This window comes from Peptoniphilus sp. Marseille-Q6390 (assembly GCF_965119475.1).
Genome location: NZ_CBCPLS010000001.1, coordinates 449,577 through 467,504, shown reverse-complemented (window position 1 = coordinate 467,504; position 17,928 = coordinate 449,577). Strand labels below are relative to the sequence as shown.

Annotated in this window: 18 protein-coding genes and 1 tRNA gene; 3 read left to right on the top strand and 16 right to left on the bottom strand. The window is 36.6% G+C overall.

The features are described from left to right. Nucleotides 1-3: 3 nt before the first annotated feature. From nusG to ACWPVO_RS02245, 7 genes are all read right to left on the bottom strand, one after another. Nucleotides 4-546, bottom strand: a complete 543-nt coding sequence (nusG, locus tag ACWPVO_RS02275) for a transcription termination/antitermination protein NusG (protein WP_454206261.1) — start codon at nucleotides 544-546, stop codon at nucleotides 4-6. 14 nt (nucleotides 547-560) lie between these two features. Further along, nucleotides 561-776: a preprotein translocase subunit SecE gene (gene secE, locus ACWPVO_RS02270; protein WP_005956279.1), complete on the bottom strand. Its 216-nt coding sequence runs from the start codon at nucleotides 774-776 to the stop codon at nucleotides 561-563. Nucleotides 777-785: 9 nt separating this feature from the next. Then, nucleotides 786-935 carry a 50S ribosomal protein L33 gene (gene rpmG / locus ACWPVO_RS02265; RefSeq protein WP_010242627.1) on the bottom strand — a complete coding sequence of 50 codons (150 nt, stop codon included), beginning with the start codon at nucleotides 933-935 and terminating at the stop codon, nucleotides 786-788. A gap of 185 nt (nucleotides 936-1,120) precedes the next feature. Then, nucleotides 1,121-2,008, bottom strand: coding sequence for a CPBP family intramembrane glutamic endopeptidase (locus ACWPVO_RS02260; protein ID WP_454206258.1), 888 nt, complete (start codon nucleotides 2,006-2,008; stop codon nucleotides 1,121-1,123). 31 nt (nucleotides 2,009-2,039) lie between these two features. Further along, on the bottom strand, nucleotides 2,040-4,340 hold the full coding sequence (locus ACWPVO_RS02255) for an ATP-dependent DNA helicase (RefSeq protein ID WP_454206256.1): 2,301 nt from the start codon (nucleotides 4,338-4,340) through the stop codon (nucleotides 2,040-2,042). Between the two features lie 29 nt (nucleotides 4,341-4,369). Next, nucleotides 4,370-4,834 (bottom strand): tRNA (cytidine(34)-2'-O)-methyltransferase, encoded by a 465-nt coding sequence (locus tag ACWPVO_RS02250; RefSeq protein WP_454206254.1) that lies wholly within the window; start codon nucleotides 4,832-4,834, stop codon nucleotides 4,370-4,372. After that, entirely contained in the window at nucleotides 4,828-6,384 is a 1,557-nt protein-coding gene (locus ACWPVO_RS02245; RefSeq protein ID WP_454206252.1) for an NAD(P)/FAD-dependent oxidoreductase, read from the bottom strand. Before ACWPVO_RS02245 ends, ACWPVO_RS02250 begins: the two co-directional genes overlap by 7 nt. Nucleotides 6,385-6,465: 81 nt before the next feature. Here ACWPVO_RS02245 and lepB point away from each other — a divergent pair, with 81 nt between their 5' ends. After that, the gene (gene lepB / locus ACWPVO_RS02240; protein WP_060799632.1) at nucleotides 6,466-6,981 is read left to right on the top strand and encodes a signal peptidase I; all 516 of its coding nucleotides are present in this window, start codon (nucleotides 6,466-6,468) and stop codon (nucleotides 6,979-6,981) included. Between the two features lie 26 nt (nucleotides 6,982-7,007). Here the strand turns inward: lepB and ACWPVO_RS02235 are convergent, their stop codons facing one another. Genes ACWPVO_RS02235 through ACWPVO_RS02225 form a run of 3 tightly spaced genes read right to left on the bottom strand, consistent with a single transcriptional unit; the run spans nucleotide 7,008 to nucleotide 9,296 of the window. Beyond that, on the bottom strand, nucleotides 7,008-8,162 hold the full coding sequence (locus tag ACWPVO_RS02235) for a sensor histidine kinase (RefSeq protein ID WP_454206250.1): 1,155 nt from the start codon (nucleotides 8,160-8,162) through the stop codon (nucleotides 7,008-7,010). After that, nucleotides 8,149-8,823: a response regulator transcription factor gene (locus tag ACWPVO_RS02230; RefSeq protein WP_454206248.1), complete on the bottom strand. Its 675-nt coding sequence runs from the start codon at nucleotides 8,821-8,823 to the stop codon at nucleotides 8,149-8,151. The genes ACWPVO_RS02235 and ACWPVO_RS02230 overlap by 14 nt, the downstream gene beginning before the upstream one ends. Beyond that, nucleotides 8,820-9,296 carry a dihydrofolate reductase gene (locus ACWPVO_RS02225; RefSeq protein ID WP_454206246.1) on the bottom strand — a complete coding sequence of 159 codons (477 nt, stop codon included), beginning with the start codon at nucleotides 9,294-9,296 and terminating at the stop codon, nucleotides 8,820-8,822. Before ACWPVO_RS02225 ends, ACWPVO_RS02230 begins: the two co-directional genes overlap by 4 nt. Before the next feature lie 145 nt (nucleotides 9,297-9,441). Here ACWPVO_RS02225 and ACWPVO_RS02220 point away from each other — a divergent pair. Further along, nucleotides 9,442-9,515 (top strand) — tRNA-Cys (locus ACWPVO_RS02220). 128 nt (nucleotides 9,516-9,643) lie between these two features. On the opposite strand, the gene ACWPVO_RS02215 is transcribed toward ACWPVO_RS02220, so the two are convergent. Then, on the bottom strand, nucleotides 9,644-10,099 hold the full coding sequence (locus tag ACWPVO_RS02215; RefSeq protein ID WP_454206244.1) for a VOC family protein: 456 nt from the start codon (nucleotides 10,097-10,099) through the stop codon (nucleotides 9,644-9,646). 190 nt (nucleotides 10,100-10,289) lie between these two features. After that, nucleotides 10,290-11,555, bottom strand: coding sequence for a Glu/Leu/Phe/Val family dehydrogenase (locus tag ACWPVO_RS02210; RefSeq protein WP_454206242.1), 1,266 nt, complete (start codon nucleotides 11,553-11,555; stop codon nucleotides 10,290-10,292). Between the two features lie 415 nt (nucleotides 11,556-11,970). Between ACWPVO_RS02210 and ACWPVO_RS02205 the strand changes: the two genes are divergently transcribed. Beyond that, nucleotides 11,971-12,855 carry a YitT family protein gene (locus ACWPVO_RS02205; RefSeq protein ID WP_250341772.1) on the top strand — a complete coding sequence of 295 codons (885 nt, stop codon included), beginning with the start codon at nucleotides 11,971-11,973 and terminating at the stop codon, nucleotides 12,853-12,855. Nucleotides 12,856-13,075: 220 nt separating this feature from the next. Here the strand turns inward: ACWPVO_RS02205 and ACWPVO_RS02200 are convergent, their stop codons facing one another. From ACWPVO_RS02200 to ACWPVO_RS02185, 4 genes are read right to left on the bottom strand one after another with little or no spacing between them, the layout of a single operon-like run. Continuing rightward, a complete protein-coding gene (locus ACWPVO_RS02200; RefSeq protein WP_454206240.1) occupies nucleotides 13,076-13,771 on the bottom strand; it encodes a CPBP family intramembrane glutamic endopeptidase in 696 nt (231 codons plus the stop codon). Next, a complete protein-coding gene (locus tag ACWPVO_RS02195) occupies nucleotides 13,764-14,303 on the bottom strand; it encodes a 5-formyltetrahydrofolate cyclo-ligase (RefSeq protein WP_270674126.1) in 540 nt (179 codons plus the stop codon). The genes ACWPVO_RS02200 and ACWPVO_RS02195 overlap by 8 nt, the downstream gene beginning before the upstream one ends. Further along, the gene (locus tag ACWPVO_RS02190) at nucleotides 14,296-16,908 is read right to left on the bottom strand and encodes a PD-(D/E)XK nuclease family protein (protein WP_454206238.1); all 2,613 of its coding nucleotides are present in this window, start codon (nucleotides 16,906-16,908) and stop codon (nucleotides 14,296-14,298) included. Before ACWPVO_RS02190 ends, ACWPVO_RS02195 begins: the two co-directional genes overlap by 8 nt. Next, nucleotides 16,889-17,878: an RluA family pseudouridine synthase gene (locus ACWPVO_RS02185; RefSeq protein WP_454206236.1), complete on the bottom strand. Its 990-nt coding sequence runs from the start codon at nucleotides 17,876-17,878 to the stop codon at nucleotides 16,889-16,891. The genes ACWPVO_RS02190 and ACWPVO_RS02185 overlap by 20 nt, the downstream gene beginning before the upstream one ends. Between the last annotated feature and the right edge of the window lie 50 nt (nucleotides 17,879-17,928).

Genomic DNA, 17,928 nt, shown 5'->3' with positions numbered 1-17,928 from the left:
CTCTTACTCTTTAATAATTTGATTGAAATCTAATTCAACTATTGTATCCCTTCCAAACATGGAGATACAAACTTTAACTTTTCCCTTGTCGTAATTGAAGTCGTCAATTTTACCCACCAAGTCTTTGAAGGGTCCATTTATAACCTTGACTAACTCCCCTATCTCGTAATTATCGAATAACTCTTTGTTATCAGTAACTCCAAGTAGTAGCACTTCTTCATCAGTTAATGGTACAGGCTTAGATGCAGGTCCAACGAAACCTGTTACTCCTCTTGTATTTCTTACAAGATACCAAGTTTCATCATTCATAATCATGTTTACAAGTACATAAGATGGAAACATCTTTCTTTCCTTTGCCTTGGACACGCCATCCTTTGTTTCTACAAAGTCTTCCATAGGGATCCTAATGTCAAAGATGACATCTTCCATGCCACGATTGTGAACCATGGCTTCCATGTTTGCCTTTACCTTTTTTTCATAACCTGAATAAGTGTGTATTACATACCATTTTGAAGCTTCGTTGTTGTTAAGCTCTTGTGTATCCAACTATAACACTCCAATCAATAAATAAAACCAAATAAAAACATTATGATCTTATCATATGCTAGTAATAGTAGTGATGACAAAATAACTGCCACGATTACTATAATAGAATATTTGATTACAGTATCCTTAGTAGGCCATACAACTTTTTTGAATTCAGATTTCACACCTCTAAAATATCTACCTAGACCACCTTTTTTTTCTTCAGTCTTAGGTGTTGTTTTAGTAGCCATAAATCCTCCTTACTTAGTTTCCTTATGTGTTGTATGTTCTTTACAGAATTTACAATACTTCTTTAGTTCCAATCTTTCAGTAGTATTTTTCTTGTTCTTATATGTCACATAATTTCTGTTTTTACATTGTGTGCATTCAAGTACTACTCTATCTGCCATAAAAACACCTCCAGTGCTAAAAAAAAGAGCCGCCTTTGGCTCCTTCTAATTTACTCAACAATATTATCACATAAGATAGGCTTTGTAAAGATATTTATTATAAATTTTCTCTATTTTTTAGGCTTTAGACCTCATTAAAGTTTTTTAACAAAAATATGACTTTTTATACTCAAAAGAATAAATTTTTAGATATATTTTTGTAGAAAAATAAAGAATCTAAAAAGTAGCCCTATGTTAAGTGGGAATATCTTCATAAGTTCAGGTAAACATCTAATCTCTTGCAATATTTTTTTTAGAATTTTCTTTTCCCTTTGACTAAAAGTAGCTACATAGTTTTTATTTAGCAAAAATTGTCCAAAAATTAAAATAATTCCCAAGAGTAGACTTATAAATCCTGTCATCTTATTTATTTGAGCTAATTCAATATTCTTTGCTATAAAAAGATTTTGAAAAAATACCACGATTCTCATGGATACTGTTGAATTTAAAAAATAGTGGATTATTACGGTACAAGTGATATTTTCTGTTATTGCGTAAATAATACCTACTGCAATACCAAATAAAAAACCTGATTTATATTTTCCGTAATGAAATAGCCCAAAAACTATTGCCATAACTAGTATTCCATAATCTTTTGATACATTCATTAACTTTCTTTGGACTAAATATCTAAAGATGTATTCTTCAAATAAGACAAATAATATCATAGTAATGCTTACATATAAATCAATAAAACTAGTCGAATCATTGCTCATTTCTTGTAAAGCATCTAAATTTGTTGTTAAAATAATAATTCCCTGATAAATAAAAACATATTTTAAAAATAAAATTAGCTCTTCTACTTTTATTTCTTTTATTCCCTTGATTAAATCTTTAAAAAAATCCCTAACATGAATACCAAAGAAACAACTAAATCCAATAAAGATTGAAATAGGATTTAAAAGAGACCTAAATACAAAAAAAGAGTCTGAAATTCCTTTAAATTTAACTGATGCCAAAAAAATATAAACAATAAAAGAAACAATTGTAGCATATCCAATTTTTTCTAAAATTTTTTTCCTCTCTAGATTCATTGTATAATCTCCTTTTTTTCTTTTTATGATTTTAAATACCCTTCTCTTTCGTAAAGTTTTTTAAAATTGCTTCCATTTCTTCTAGCTTTTCAAAATCAAAAATTTGCCAGTGGTGAGGTAATAAAAGCTTATAAGGTTCTAGTGAAAATCTCTTGTCTATTAAGAGTATCTTTCCCCTATCATCTTCTGTCCTTATGACCCTTCCCGCAGATTGAATGACTTTTATCATTCCTGGATAGATATAGGCGTACTCATAGCCCCTGGAGTACTTTTTTTGAAAGTGGGATTTTAAAATATTTCTCTCATAAGAAAGTCCAGGAAGTCCAACACTTACTATGGCAACTCCCCTTAGCCTTTCGCCAATTAAGTCTATGCCTTCAGAGAAAACTCCACCCATAACTGCAAAGGCCTTCGTTGATGATGAGAAGGTAAAATTGTTTAAAAATTCTTCCCTCTCTCCCTCTGTCATTTCTCTCTCCTGCTTAATGACTTCTCCATCAATTTCTACATATCTATCGTAGACTGCCTCCATGTAAGAGTAGGATGGAAAAAAGAAAATATAATTTCCATCATCTTGCGAAAATTCTCTAAGGTTTTCAATTATTTCGTCAATTGATTTTTCCCTATCCTTATAAACTGTAGAAATTTTATTGTTGCGAAGGACCAAAAGATTATTTGAATCAAAGGGGGACTCAATCTTATAGTAGGAAGTTTCTTCATCTGCCCCCAAAAGTTTTCCATAATATCTTATGGGGTTTAGGGTTGCAGAGAAAAATACAGAAGACCTTGGAGCCCTTAAAATATTTTGAAAAATTGGCGCAATGTCAAGGGACTTTATCCTTATCTTGTCCTCGTCTTTTATAGAAACAAAATCCTTGTTGTAGTATTCCAAAATTTTGATGTAGTTAAAGAGTGAAAAATAAATATCAAGAGCTTGGTCATAATTTTCTTGGTCCTTGTCCTTAGTCAAGAAGTCGTTCATGGAGAAAACTGTCTTTTCCACTTCCCCATTAAAGCCTATAAAGGACTCATAAGAATAAAAGGTCTTGCGTGAGTCCAGCTTTTGAAATTCTTCAAGGGCGTTAGTAAGATGCTTCCTTGCAGCCTTCCTCTTCTTTGGGAGCATTTCTCTTAATCTTTCAAGGTCAGGAATAGAAACTTCTGCCGAATACATTTCTCTACCCCTCTCAAGGAGGTTGTGGCTCTCGTCAACTAGAAGAGTAAACCTCAGCATGGAATTTTCAAAAAATCTCTTTAGATAAACTGTTGGATCGAATATGTAATTGTAGTCGCAGACAATAAAGTCCGAAAAGTCTAAGAGGTCAAGCTGGTATTCAAAGGGACAAACCATGTGGAGCCTTGCAAATTTTTCAATGTTTTCTCTTGTGAAGTTGTCGCAGGCATCAAAAATGTCAATTATGGCATCATTGACCCTGTCAAAGTGACCCTTAGCATAGGGACAGTCTTTGGGATTGCAGGATACCTTATCGTTTATGCAAATCTTGTCCTTGGCTGTTACAATTGTAAGCTTCAACCTCAGATTTTTATTTAAAAGCCTCTCAAGGGCATCCTTGGCTGCATTTTTTCCCGTGGACCTTGCAACAAGATAAAAGGCCTTGTCAATCTTGTCCTCTCCCATGGCCTTAATCGTTGGAAAAATTGTAGAAATTGACTTGCCAATCCCCGTTGGCGCTTCCACAAATAATTTGTTTTGGTCATCAATAGTATTGTAGACGGCAACAGATAAGTCCCTCTGCCCCTTCCTAAAGGACTTAAAAGGAAATTTTAATTTTTTTATGGACTGGTCCCTTGTCTCCTTCCACTCAACAATTCTCTTTGAAAACTCAAGATATTCCACAAGAGTCCCCATGAAAAAGTCACGAAGTTCTCCAAAGGAAAAAGTCTTTTTTATATTTAAAATTTCTTCTGACTCCAGTTGATAATAGGTGAGCATGACATTAATCTCGTCAAGTTCATGGTCCTTGGCATAGATGTAGGCATAGCACTTGGCTTGTGCCCAGTGCATTAGGTTTTCTTCCTTCTCAAGGTCCTCAAGCTCCCTTGTAGTCGATTTAATTTCATCAACTGTAACTTGATCTGTGACTTCAATCCCGTCAGCACGTCCCTCAACTGTAAAATTTATTCCCTCAATTTCTTCTGTATTCCTCAAAAAAACTTCTGTCAAAAAGTCCTTGGAGTATTCCCTTTGGACCTTTTGATGGGCCCTAATCCCTTCCACAGCCCTCTTGTTGGAAAAGAATCTCCTATCTATGTCGCCAGACCTTTTGACGAATTCTATTAAATTTCTTACGGAGATTCTTACTTCCTTCACAATAAATCCTTTCTACTTATAAATTAAACTTATTCCAAATCGAAAAAATTAAGTTGCCTTAGGGCTTCAAATAAAATAATATTTGCAGAGTTTGACAAGTTTAGGCTCCTGCCAAAATCCTTTAGCATGGGAATCCTTATGGCATTGTCATAATTTGCAAAAATTAAATCTTCTGGCAGACCACGAGTTTCTGGTCCAAAAACTATAAAGTCCCCATCCTTGTATTCAACATCTGTGTATTTTTTCTTTGCCTTAGTTGAGGCAAGGTAAAAATTGCTGTCAGGATATTTTTCCACAAGTTCATCATAGGAATCGTAATAATTTATATCCACGAGATGCCAGTAGTCAAGACCTGCCCTCTTTAAGTGAGAGTCATCCACGGAAAAACCAAGAGGCCTTATGAGGTGGAGCCTTGTCTTTGTAAGTCCACAAGTTCTTGCAATGGCACCTGTGTTAAAGGGAATTTCTGGTTCGTAAAATACTATGTTTAACATTTTTTGTCTCCTTCTAAAATTTCTATGGCGCACTTTATCCCATCAAGGGCAGAAGAAATTATTCCTCCTGAATAACCTGCTCCCTCGCCAATGGGATAGAGATTTTGAAATCTTTCTGTCCTGTAGTCACTTCTCTTGATCCTAATTGGGGCTGAAGTCCTAGTTTCCACACCAGTTAGGATTGCATCGTCGCTGACAAAACCCTTGACCCTCTTGTCCATGACCTTAAGGGCATTTTTTATTGCACGGTTAATAGATTCTGGATAAATTTGATTTAAGTCGGCAAAGACATATCCCGGTATAAATGTTGGACTAACCTCTCCAAGTTTTTCAGTTACCCTTCCATCTATAAAGTCCCTAAGTCTTTGGACTGGAGCCTTGCCCTCTCCAAGATCAAAAGCCTTTTTCTCAATTTTATTTTGAAAGTCCATGCCTGCAAGATTGCCTTGACCGTAAATTTTCTCATCAATAGATGCAACTACAGCAGAGTTGGAATTGTCCCCATCCCTATCGTGGTAGGACATGCCATTGACGCATAATTGTCCCTCTATTGAAGATGAGTTCACAACATAACCACCTGGGCACATGCAAAAAGTGTAGACTGAATGGTCAAAATCCTTGTCAGTTACATTTAATTGGTAGGTCGCTGCTGGTAGCTTGTCAGATGTCATCCCAAATTGAGCAAGTTCAATGTCCCTTCTCAAGTGCTCAATCCTAAAGCCAACTGCAAAGGGCTTGGACTCAAGAAGGTCGTACTTGTCTAGGGTCCTAAAGGTGTCACGAGCAGAATTGCCAAGGGCCAAGATGTAGGCATCAGCTTGGTACATGTCCTTGTCAGTAATAATTTTGCTAATCTTGCCTCCTTCAAGTTCAAAGTCCAAAAACTTTTCACTGAAGTGGTAGACCCCACCTAAGCTTTCAATTTCCTTCCTCATATTTTTTATTACATCGCGCAAGATGTCTGTCCCAATGTGGGGCTTTTGCTCGTAGAGTATGTCCTCTGGTGCTCCATGGTCCACAAAGATGTCGAAGATGTGACCCATCCTCTTATCCTTGGAGCGAGAAGTCAACTTACCATCAGAGAAAGTCCCAGCGCCACCTTCACCAAATTGAACGTTAGATTCCTCATTTAATACTCCAGTCTTGTGAAGTTGGTCAATGTCCTCGACTCTTTCATCAACTGCCCTTCCCCTCTCGATTAGGGTCACCTTGACTCCCTTCTTGGCAAGTAGGTAGGCTGCAAAAAGTCCTGCCGGTCCAGTTCCAACAATTACAGCTGACTCAATCTTGTTTTTGTTTTCAACTTCAAGCTTCTCTTCTTGAAAGTCTGCAATATTATTTTTAAGTCTCTTCTTAATCTTCGCATCAATGTCGTCAAGGTCTAAGTCAATTACAACTTGATAGACAAAGTTCAAGCCCTTTCTCGCATCGAAAGACTTCTTGTGAATCTTAAAGTCAAAATCCTTCTTATTTATTTCTTTTTCAATTTTCTCCCTCAAAAACTTTTTGTCCTTGTAATAGGGGATTTTTATATTTCTTAAAATTATCATTTTTTCACCAAGGACATTATAACACGAAAAAAGTCTCTTTTATCAATTCTCCAAAATGCTATAATAAAAGAGGAGGTGCTTATGCAAAAAGATTTATCCTACATAAAAGTTATAATTATCGCCGTCCTTATCGCTCTCTTTGCGAGAACTTTTCTCTTTAATGTGGTGAGAGTACAACAGACTTCCATGTATCCCACAGTGAAGCCCAATGATATAATTCTATCGTCTTCACTTTACAGGTTTAAAAAAGATTATAAGCGAGGAGATATAATTGTCTTTAAGTCTCCTTCTGATAAGAAGATGCTAATCAAAAGAATTATAGGACTTCCTGGAGAAAAAGTAGAAATCTACGACGGATCAATTTACATAGATGGAAAGATTTTAGAAGAAATTTATTTTGAGGACAAGCCCTACACCCTTTCTCCCACAAGGGAATTTGATGTCAAGGAAGATGAACTCTTTGTCCTCGGCGACAACAGAAGCCCTAGAGGGTCTGTTGACTCAAGAGAGTTTGGACCAATTAAGATAGAGACCCTAAAATCTCATCCCTTCTACAGGATTTTTCCCTTGAATTCAAAAAAATTTATAAATAACTAATATAAAAATGTATGAAAAAAGAGACCTCACTGGGTCTCTTCTTTTGATTTTGGAAGTCTTACTTCGAAGACGCTTCCCCTTATCTCATTATTTTCATTTAAGTTGTCCCTAATTAGAACTTGACCGCCTAACTTTTCCACAATATTCTTCACTAGGTTAAGTCCTATTCCATAGCCACCAGTTTTTTTATTTCTCGATTCGTCTACTCTGTAAAATAAATCAAAAACTTTTTCTTTCTCTTCTTCATCTATTCCAAGGCCTGTATCTCTCACGTAGATAAAATAATTTTCCTCATCTTCAGCGAAGTCAAATTCCACAAGTCCTCCGTCTTTATTGTAGGCGATGGCATTCTTGCCAAGATTGTAGAGGACCCTCTCTAGCAAGATGTCGCTGGTGTAAATTTCCCTGCTTCCCATCTTGGAAATAAGATTTACGTTTTTCTCTTCAGCCAGGTCTTCTAAGTCAAAGACAATTTCTTCAACAAGGTCCTTGATGTCAAACTTTCTTGAGATTGCATTCTCCCTCCGATTTAAAAATAAGAGGGACTCAATAATTTTTGAAATTCTATCAATATTTTCGTCAAAATTATCCAAGAGCTCTTTAAGTTCACGGTCCTCGACCTTATTTTTCATGAAATAAATTTCAAGGGATGATTTCATAACGGCCACTGGCGTGTTTAACTCATGTGCAATGGAAGATGATAGAGCCTTCTCCCTTGCGTAGGACCCATAGATCTTGTCCAGGGACTTTTGAAAGGCCAAGGAGAGTTCCTCGATTTCTTGCGACTGACCCTCCATGTAAATTTTTTCTTCACTATTCACCTTGTCAATGTCAATCTCTTGAACTTTTTCCTTTAACTCCTTTAAGGGCTTAAGGCTTCTGGAAACTAAAAAATAATAAACCAAGGACCCAAGGGCAATTGTTGACCCAATAACTATTAGAGAAAAGTTTTTTATCTCCTTAGTTGACTTCAACTTTGAGTCCTCAAGGACTATAAAGTAATCTTTATTCCCCTTATTGGTCTCTTCCATTACAATTTTTTCGCCAATGTCCTGGATTCTCTTCTCTTGATACTTGCCAATAATGTAATTTGAAGTGGCTGTCATTACAATAAAAATCAAAATTATGGAAAGAATAAGCTTAAAGACAATGGTATTTTTTACATTTTTAATTCTCTTCATCTATAATGTAGCCCTTTCCAATTTCATTTCTTATAATATTTTTGCCGAGCTTGTCCTTTAACTTCTTCCTAAGGGCAGACATGTGGACTCTCACAACGTTGGAGAATAGGTCTACCTCGTCATTCCAGACGTGGTCCATTAACTCTTCAGCAGTGACATACCTTCCCAGGTTGAAAAATAAATATTCCAAGATTCCCGCTTCCTTGGCAGTTAACTTCAAGGCTTCTTTATCGATTGCAAAGGTCCTCTTGGCTGTATCAAACTCAACTCCATGGGCTCTGATGATGGTATCACTTATGGAAGTCTTGCGTCTTAAGAGGGACCTGATCCTTGCCTTTAGCTCCTCAAAGTGAAAGGGTTTAAGTATATAGTCGTTGGCTCCAAGGTCAAGGCCCCTCACCCTGTCGTCAACATCTGAAAGGGCAGTGAGCATTATGACGTTGACTTCCCTATCCCTCTCTCTTATCTCTTCCAAGATTTCAAAACCATTTTTCCCTGGCAAGTTTACATCTAAAATTATTAAGTCATAGGAATTTGTAAAGGCCATAAAGGACCCTTCATCTCCGTCAAGGGCTGTGTCAACTGCATAGCCAGAATGAACTAGGCCCTTCTTTATGGACTTTAATAATTTTTCTTCATCTTCAACAATTAAAATTTTCATTTTTCCCTAACCCATTTCTCGTGATAAACTCTGTAGCTCTCATCTTCGATTTCTGACTTGTCAATTAGTTTAAAGCCATCAAAGTCTGATATAAAGGTGTCAGCTCCCTCGACTACTGTGTCAACTCTTGTTACAATTAATTCATCAATCCTATCCCAAAGAAGTTTTACTATTTCTGCTCCTCCAATAACAAAGACTTCCTTATCTGGATAGGCCTCAATAATCTTGTCTAACTTTTCTACTGAGTCAATGTAGAACAGGTCCTCCTTGTCCTCTCTCTTGGACCTAGTAAAAACCACAGAAATCCTATTGGGAAGCTGTCTTCCAATATCGTCAAGAGTCTTGCGTCCCATTACAATAATATTATTTGTAGTGTAGTTCTTAAACATATCAAGATCATTGTCCACAAACATAATTTGCTTGCCATCTTTTGCAATTGCATTTTTATTATCAACTAAAATTAGTAGCTTCATCTCATCCTCCTAATAACTCCTTAAAACTATAATATCTTAGTAGCCTGTCTATTCCTAGGACTTTTTACTTTCATGCCTATTTAAAATTGAAAATAAATTTTTCCCTTGTAATTTATTTCATTGTCTGCTATACTAATGTTGTTATGGCGACATAGCCAAGTGGTAAGGCACGGGTCTGCAACACCCTTATCACCGGTTCAAATCCGGTTGTCGCCTCCATAATAAAAAGTCTACTGAAATTTTTCAGTAGATTTTTTTTTGCTCATTTTTATTTTTTTAAATTTGCGGACTATTAGGTCCGAATAAATCATTAAATCTAATCAACTTAACAAATGAAATTTTTAAAATCAACCAAGGGACTCTATGGCTTCGAGAATATTTCCATCTGGGTCGTAAAAGTAAAAGGCCTTGCTCTTGCCAAAGCCGTAGTCACTAGAGTCAAAGGCTTGAACTGGTGACATAACTTCCACACCCTCTTCAATTAACTTATTATAAAAAGCCTCAATGTCCTCAACACCAAAGCAGAGTTCTGAAATTGAAGTTTTAAAAAGTGATGGTTTCCCAACTTCCACTTCTCCTCTTTCAAACTCAATAAGTTCAACATCAGGGCAGTCTTCACAAGACTTGGGACTTAGGTAGGCAACCTTTGCTTTTATATTTTTCCCATGGAAGAGCCTATCTGTTGACTCCCCTTCCATGTACATAAATCCCTTGTAGTCAAGTCCAAGTATATCTCTATAAAATTCCACCGACCTGTCTAGGTCCCTAACAGTTAGTCCAATGTGGGCAATATTTTTTATCATCTTATTAACTCCTTAATAAATTCTCCTATGTCTTCTTGACCTAATGATAGCAAGGAGAAAGATCCTAGTCAATTTTATTCAAGCCCATAGGATTTCCAAAATAAAAATTCTTCACCCTAAGTTAAATTTTAAACACAAAAAAACCGCAAGATAACTTGCGGCTTTTTTAGCATTTATTTACTTGTAGGGATTAATACCATCCTCTAAGTTTCATAGCTTTGTCAATTGATTGGATAGCGTACATGTAAACTCCTTCTCTAGGAACTACATCATATTCATCGCAAACTGCGAATACGCCTTTAATAGCTTTCATCATGTCAGCTTCTTGTTTAGCTTCTACTTCAGCTTCTGTCCAGTACATTCCGTATTGGTTTTGAACCCATTCGTAGTAAGAAACTAGAACTCCACCAGAGTTAGTTAAGATATCTGGAGTAAGTTTGATTCCTCTTTCAGCAAGAACCTTGTCTCCTTCTGGAGTTGTAGGGCCGTTAGCTGCTTCACAAACTAATTTAACATTAAGTTTAGCTGCAACGTCACCAGTAATTACGTTTTCTAGAGCTGCTGGAATTAAGATATCCCATTCGCCTGTCCAGAAATCGTCAGCTGAAATTTGTTTTGCATCTGGGTAACCAATTAGTGTGTGGTGTTCTTCTTTGTAAGCAAGAAGTTTTTTGAAGTCTAGTCCATTTTCATTGTATAGAGCGTAGTTTCCTTCTTTTTTGTCCCATTCAGCTAGAGCGTAAACTTTTCCGCCTTGTCTTTCAATGTTTTTAACTGTGAAAGATCCAACGTTACCGAAACCTTGAACTGCAATCTTAGCGTGTTTGAAGTCAATTCCTTCACGTTTAGCAGCTTCTCTAGTTACTACTGCAACACCAAATCCTGTTGCTTCGTTTCTTCCTTCAGATCCACCAAGTCCAACTGGTTTACCTGTGAAAGTTCCAATATCTTGTCTGTCTCCGTTTACTTTGATGTATTCATCAAGGAACCAAGACATAATTTGTCCGTTAGTGTTAACATCTGGTGCTGGAATATCAATTCTTTCACCAAGATATTTATAAAGTCCTCTTACCCAACCTCTTGCAAGTTGTTCTAATTCTCTGTCAGAAAGTTCTGATGGGTCAACACAAATTCCACCTTTTCCTCCACCGTATGGAAGACCAAGTGCACCACCTTTGAAAGTCATCCAAAGAGAAAGAGCCTTAACTTCGTCTAGGCATACATTTGGATGGAATCTAACGCCACCCTTTGCAGGACCAACTGCTGTTGAGTGAGCTGATCTCCAGCCTTTGAAAGTTTTAACTGAACCATCATCCATCTTAACTGGGATAGAGATTTCAATTACTCTTTCAGGTTCTTTTAGAATTTCATAAACTGCTGGGTCGCAACCTAGCTTGTCACATGCAGCCTTAACTTTTTGTTGAGCTGCTACTAACGGATTTAAAGTATCTGTCATTTTTAACACTCTCCTTTATGTATAATCATGATAACCATTTCTTACAGTCTTAATTATAGCAAATAGAAATATTAAGTTCAAGCAGACCAACTAAGTTTAACTAATTGTTTGATATTATAATTTTAGTTTAATCATTTTATTTTTTTTTGCCCTTATTAATTCAATTCGTAAACAATCGGAATATTTTTTATTATTTATAATCTATAAATTTTTACAAGTTCCTGACACTTATTTCTTACACAAAATTTAGTAATTATAAGACTGTAATCATTTTCACTAATCTACTAAGATATAGAGTTTCACGCCTTCTCATTAGTTTTTTCCAATTTTTTATTGGCAGGCTTTTTTACTATTAATAAATTTATTGCTTAAATTTTTTTCCTTTATAGTGTATTATAAAAACTGAGGTGATAGTGTGAATTTACATAAAACTAGTTTTAAGGACTGGATTTTTTCAAAAACTTTTGCTAGGAAATTGCTTTCTGTAATTTTTTGCAGCATAATAACTGCCTTTTCCATTACATATATTATTAAACCCAACTTACTTATATCAGGAGGCCTAACTGGTCTATCAATTTTGACTTCTAACGTAACGGGACTTAGCCTTCCCCTACTTGTCTTTTTGATGAACCTTCCAACTTCAGTTTTAAGTCTTATATTCTTAGATAGGGACTTTACATTTTTTTCAACCCTTGTAATTTTTCTCCTATCTATATTCATTTCATTTTTCGAGAAACTTGCACCAGGTTTTTATGTGACTCAAGAACCTATCCTCGCTTGTATCTTTGGAGGACTCTTAAATGGAATTGGAGCAGGCTTTGCCTTTAGGAATGGAACATCAACTGGCGGTCTTGATATTGTCGCTGCAATCTTAAAAAAGAATTTTAATATAACTATTGGTCACGTCCTAATGGGCCTCAACTTCATCATTGTATCTTGCCTCGGCTACCTCTACTCCATTGACAAGGTCCTCTTCACTCTAATACTTATGTTTATCAACTACACTGTTATCGACAGGATCCAATTGGGAGTTGGCAAGCAAAAGCAAGTCCTTATCATCTCAGACTACAACGAAGAGATTGCAAAAGAAATCTATGCAGAGATCACAAGGGGAGCAACTTACATCAAGGGAGTGACTTCCTACAAGAAGAAGGAAGTCTATATCCTCTACGTCATTTGCTCATCAAGACAACTTGTAAAGGTTAGACAAATTATCAAGAGGACAGATAAGGATGCTTTTGTTACAGTTTCTGACACTTCAGAAATTCTTGGCAATGGCTTCAAGGAACTTTCAATTTAATTAATTTTAAGCAAAAATAAAACCACGACTTTATGGTGATCCCCTTAAGTCGTGGTTATTTTTTATAAATTTTTACTAGCTTATTAAATTTTATTTTTTAATTTTTATTAACCTATAGTTTTCTACAAAGTCATAAATCTTTATAAAGTCACAAACTTTTAGGACTTCATAAATTTTTATAAACTCATACTTACTTACAAACTCATACAAGTCTACAAATCTATGCCATTTGACCAGCTGCCAAGTAAATCCAAATCAAGACCCAGTCGTAAATCATGTGGACTAGGTAAGTCACAGTCAAGTTTTTTGAAAGGACATAGGACATGGAAAGTCCCGTTCTTATTATGGAAATCACAAGGACTGCCTGGAGGATGTTGAAGTTGTAAGTTGTCAGATGCATGGCACCAAATATCACAGATGATACAAGGATTGCCGCAAGGGTCTTTAACTTTTCATTTCTTGTCCTCAACTTGTTAATCACAAACAAGAAGGGAATAATAAAAATTATTTCCTCAGCTATGAACTGAATCATAGTTGAGACAATAAACCTCTTTATATTTTCATCAGTCAAGACATCAAAAATTGGATTTGCCGAGCCTTGAATTCCCATTTGCGCCATGGCAATTGATGCAAAGACAACTGCCACAAAGGAAAATCCAAGTCCAAGAAGAATGTAGAGAAGATCCTTCATCTTTAAGGGCAAGAAAATTTTAAAAATGAATTGCCTGTCCACTAGCCAAAGGGACATAAGGCACAAGGCACTTATTAAGAGGGCAATTAAGACTTCATTTTGACTTCCCAAGATTCCAAAAATCAAGCTCACCAAGAAGAAGGAACCTATACAAAGAAAGAGTGACAGGACCCACTTCCACGTCTTGGCTTCTATGATTGGATATTCTCTTTTATATTTATTCAAATTCAATCAGTCCCCTATCAGTTAAAAGATATTCAAGGGGCTTGTCGTAGTCTTCGTGAACAAGACTTTCAACAAATTGGTCATAGTAACCAATCCCCATCCTTATTGTGTCCACCTTGGCAAAGAACTTGTCGTAGTAACCACCACCGTAGCCCAGCCTATAGCCTGCCTTGTCAAAGGCAAGTCCAGGTGTGATAGTCAAGTCAACATCAGTCACTTCTTCTCCAGACTTAGGTTCAAGAATCCCCATCTTGTTTGGTTCAAGGTCATCAATCCCCTTGACTTCAACAGCTATCATTTGGCTACCCTTGACAAGGGGCACCAAAAGTTTTTTTCCATCTGCCAAGATGTCCTCTATTATTCCCTTGGTGTCAACTTCTGACCTATAAGAAATAAAAACAAAGACAGACTTGGCCTTTTTATAAAGATCAAGTTCCCTTAAATTTTTTCTTATTAACTTGTCCTTGAGGTCCTTGTCCTCAACCTCTGCCCTAACTTTCGTATATTTTTTTCTAAGTTCTTTTTTATCCATTAAAACTCTCCTTGTTCTCGCAAATTTCTAGGTAATTACAATTTTTGCAATCACTTGTGGATTCATAATCGCCAGACCTAATATTAGAAGTCAGTCTGACTATCTCATCTTCAAATTTATTTAAGAGGTCTCTTAAATCTTCATCTGTCATGTAGTACCTTCCCTTGTCGTCCTTTGGCAGGAAGTCAGAGTTCTTTATCACAGTGGCGATTTCTCCCCTCTTAATAGACCCATAGTTGGCCATTGCTATCTTCTTACCCAGTTTTTTTCTCGCTATAGCATAAAGGGGCATTTGGAAAGACTTTAGTTCATCAATTTCCTTTTTCTTTTTGACACCTGACCTCTTATAGTCCATGAGGATTTCCTTGTCCCCAAGAGCATCAATCCTGTCAATCCTTCCCCTGATTTTTAAAGAATTTATTTCTGTTTCAAAGCCTTCCTCAAAGTAGGCTGGCTTGTAACCATATTTGGCTTGGCCCTCTAGGTCCTTCTTTATATAGTCGCCAAGAATCCTTTGTGAATTTAGGACTGAAACCCTATCCAAGAAGGAAAGATCATCAAAGTCACCAAGATTTTCAACTTCCAAAATTATTTTTAATAGCTTGTCCTCATGGAAGCCCTCTTCTTGCTTGAAGTAGGTCTCCAAAACCTTGTGGTATTTTTCTCCAGCTTCAATAAAAAATCTGTCCTCGTAGTCCTTTTCAAGCTTGCCAATCCTGTAGACTCTCTCAAAGAGGAAGTGTCTTGGGCAGTCCTTTAGGATGTCAAAATCCGTAACTGAATAGGGCCTCTCAGATATCTTCTTGTTAATCTCTCCAAGCTGACCTGCATCTATGAGGTAGTTGTTTTCTTTGACTTCTCTCGTCCTATAGAGTTTCCCCGTCTCGTAAATTTTTTTAACTTCTTCTACTTCTAGGTCCAGGTCAAGGATCAAGGAGTTCAAAAGCTTTGAAAATCCCTTATCCTTGTCGCCGCAGAGAATCAAAATATTTTCTGCAACAAGTAAGTCATAGATTAAATAAGAGTAGTCTCTCTTGAAGTTATCCTTTACAAGTCCAAGCTTTTCCATGACTTCCTGACTTTCTTGCTTGTAGATGAAGTTGGACCTCTTGTCCTCTTGATAAGACTCGTCAAAGCCAATTAAAATTAAGTTTTTGAAGTCCCTATAATAGTTGGAAGCCTGGTTTGAAATTTCAAGACCTTCAAGATTTTGGGCCTCATCAAGCCTAATCTTTTCAATATATTTTTTGAGAATCAAGACAAAGTCAGAAAGGTCTATGGACTTATAAAATTCCCTCAAGGCCTCCATCTTAACAAAGACTTGGTCAAGCTCTTCCAAAAATCTTTGGTCACGAATCAAGGGACTTTCAGGGTCCCTCTCAAGGGCATTTTCTATTCTTCCCCTAGGACTTTCTAAGTAATTTTTGAAAAATTCAAGATAATATGAGAGCTCTTCCCTTAGAGAAATTTTTTCATCCTTTAAAAGGTCCACTCCCTTTATAAAGTCATCAAGCTCGCCTTCATTGAGCCTTAGGTCCCTTTGCTTAGAGAAGTCAATATCCCCTAGGTTTTTAAAATTATAGGACATAAGACTTGACTCAAGATTGATGACATCTACAGACAAAGGAAAGTAAGAGAGCCTAAGTCGCTTCAAAGTATTCGCCTTGGACTTGTCGAGTAAATAATCTAAGAGAGCCACAAATTCTCTCTCAAGTAAAGACCTCTCCTTCCTTGGGATATTAAATTCAAGTCCTTGGAGCCTTCCCCTTCCCCTGATTTTTTCTGAAAGACTAGGCGATCCACTTAAAATTGTCAGGTCACTTACTTCTTCCTCTTTCAACAAAAGCTTCACCTTAGAGAAAAATAAATTATAAAAATTGTCCTTTGAGGACAAAACTTTTATTTTGTCCCTATCTATTTCTCTCTTGTAGTCAGTGGATTCTTTCTCATCAAGGACAAAGCCATAGCTTTCTAATTTTTTAATAAGCCCATCCAGAAGGTCTGACTCCATAAAGTTAAAGGGCAGGTCAATAAAAATATTTTTCCCTTCTTTCTCAGATAAGTCAGATAAAATTTTTATAATCTCTTCTTCAGTCTTACCAAATTCCAAAAAGCCAGAAATAATTATAGAGTCGAACTTGCTTGCCCTTATGGACTCTTCCTTGACCCTTCCATATATGTCGTAGCCCTTATCACCAAAGTAATTCACATAAGATTCAAAGACCTTGGCAAGGTCTACAAAAAGCTCTCCAGGAATTTTCTCAACATCTCTTGGGCCTAAATAATTTTCTGCAAGCTCATCAAAAAAATCTAAGACAAGGTCAACAGTCTCTGGGAAAATTTTAAAATCCCCAAGGTCATCCTTCATAAGCTTTGACAAGACCAAATATTTTAAAATCCCATCTGGCCTCTTTGCCCTATTCCTTCTTCCAAGCCCGTCAAAGGTCTCGAACTCAGTCTTGTTTATGTCCATGCCCTTTTTCAGCATGTCCCTTATGTGAAAATTTATGGCAGATTGAGAGGGCAAGACCACTAAAGTTCTCTCGCCCTTTAAATTTTCAAAATCTAAGTCCTCTCTTGGAGACCTAAAAATTATTTTTTTCATTTAACAAATCCCCTAAATTTATCTTAAATATATCTTCAGCTAGGTCCTTCATCTTACCATCAGGCAGGTGGACAAAGGACTTGCCCTTTAAGTTCTTAAAGGCATTTGCCTCAAAAACTATGGCGTAGTTGTGCAAGAACTGAGAGTCCAGTCCCCTCTCTCTAAAGACCTTGTTGACCCTGTCATCCCCATACTTCCTGTCTCCAACAATGGCAAGGCCCTCTTCCTTTAAGGATGCCCTAATTTGATGAGTCCTTCCAGTGATCAAGTTGACAGATAAAAGTGAATAGTCCTTGTTGGACTTAAGGACCTTAAACTCTGTTATGGCCCTCTTGCCCTCCTCTCTCGAAGACTTCTTCATAACATTGTTGCCAGTCTTCTTGAGGTTGATATCAGCGTCAAAATCTTTCGTAACCCTGCCAGCCACAAGAGTGAGGTAGAGTTTTTTGATCTCCCTCTTCTTTATGGCATCGTTTAAGTCCTGCAAAGCTTTTAAATTCTTCGCCCCAATTAAAATTCCAGAAGTATTCCTGTCAAGTCTATTTACAAAGGCAGGCCTAAAGGACTTCTCAAGCCTTGGATTGTAATCACCCTGAGCAATGAGATAGTCCACCATCCTGTCAAGAGCATTGTCTTGATAGCCCTTTGAGTCGTTGTGGGTAAGCATGTTGATGGGCTTCTTCACAAGGATGATGTCCTCATCCTCGTACAAGATATCTGGCAGCTTAGAATTTTTTGACTTCTTAATGTCCTTCTTAAACTTCTCAATAGTCTCCTCTGCCAAAAATAATTTGATCTCGTCGCCTTCCCTCAAGATGTCCTCAGGCTTGGCCTTCTTCCCATTGACCACAATGTTCTTCTTTCTCAAATTTTTATATATAAAGGAAAGAGGTGCCTTCTCAAAATAGATTTTTAAAAACCTATCCAGCCTTCTTCCCTCGTCGTTCTTGTTAACAATAATTTCTCTCATAAAATCTCCAAACTTTTCATTTTACGCCTTTGCTGATATAATTATATCAA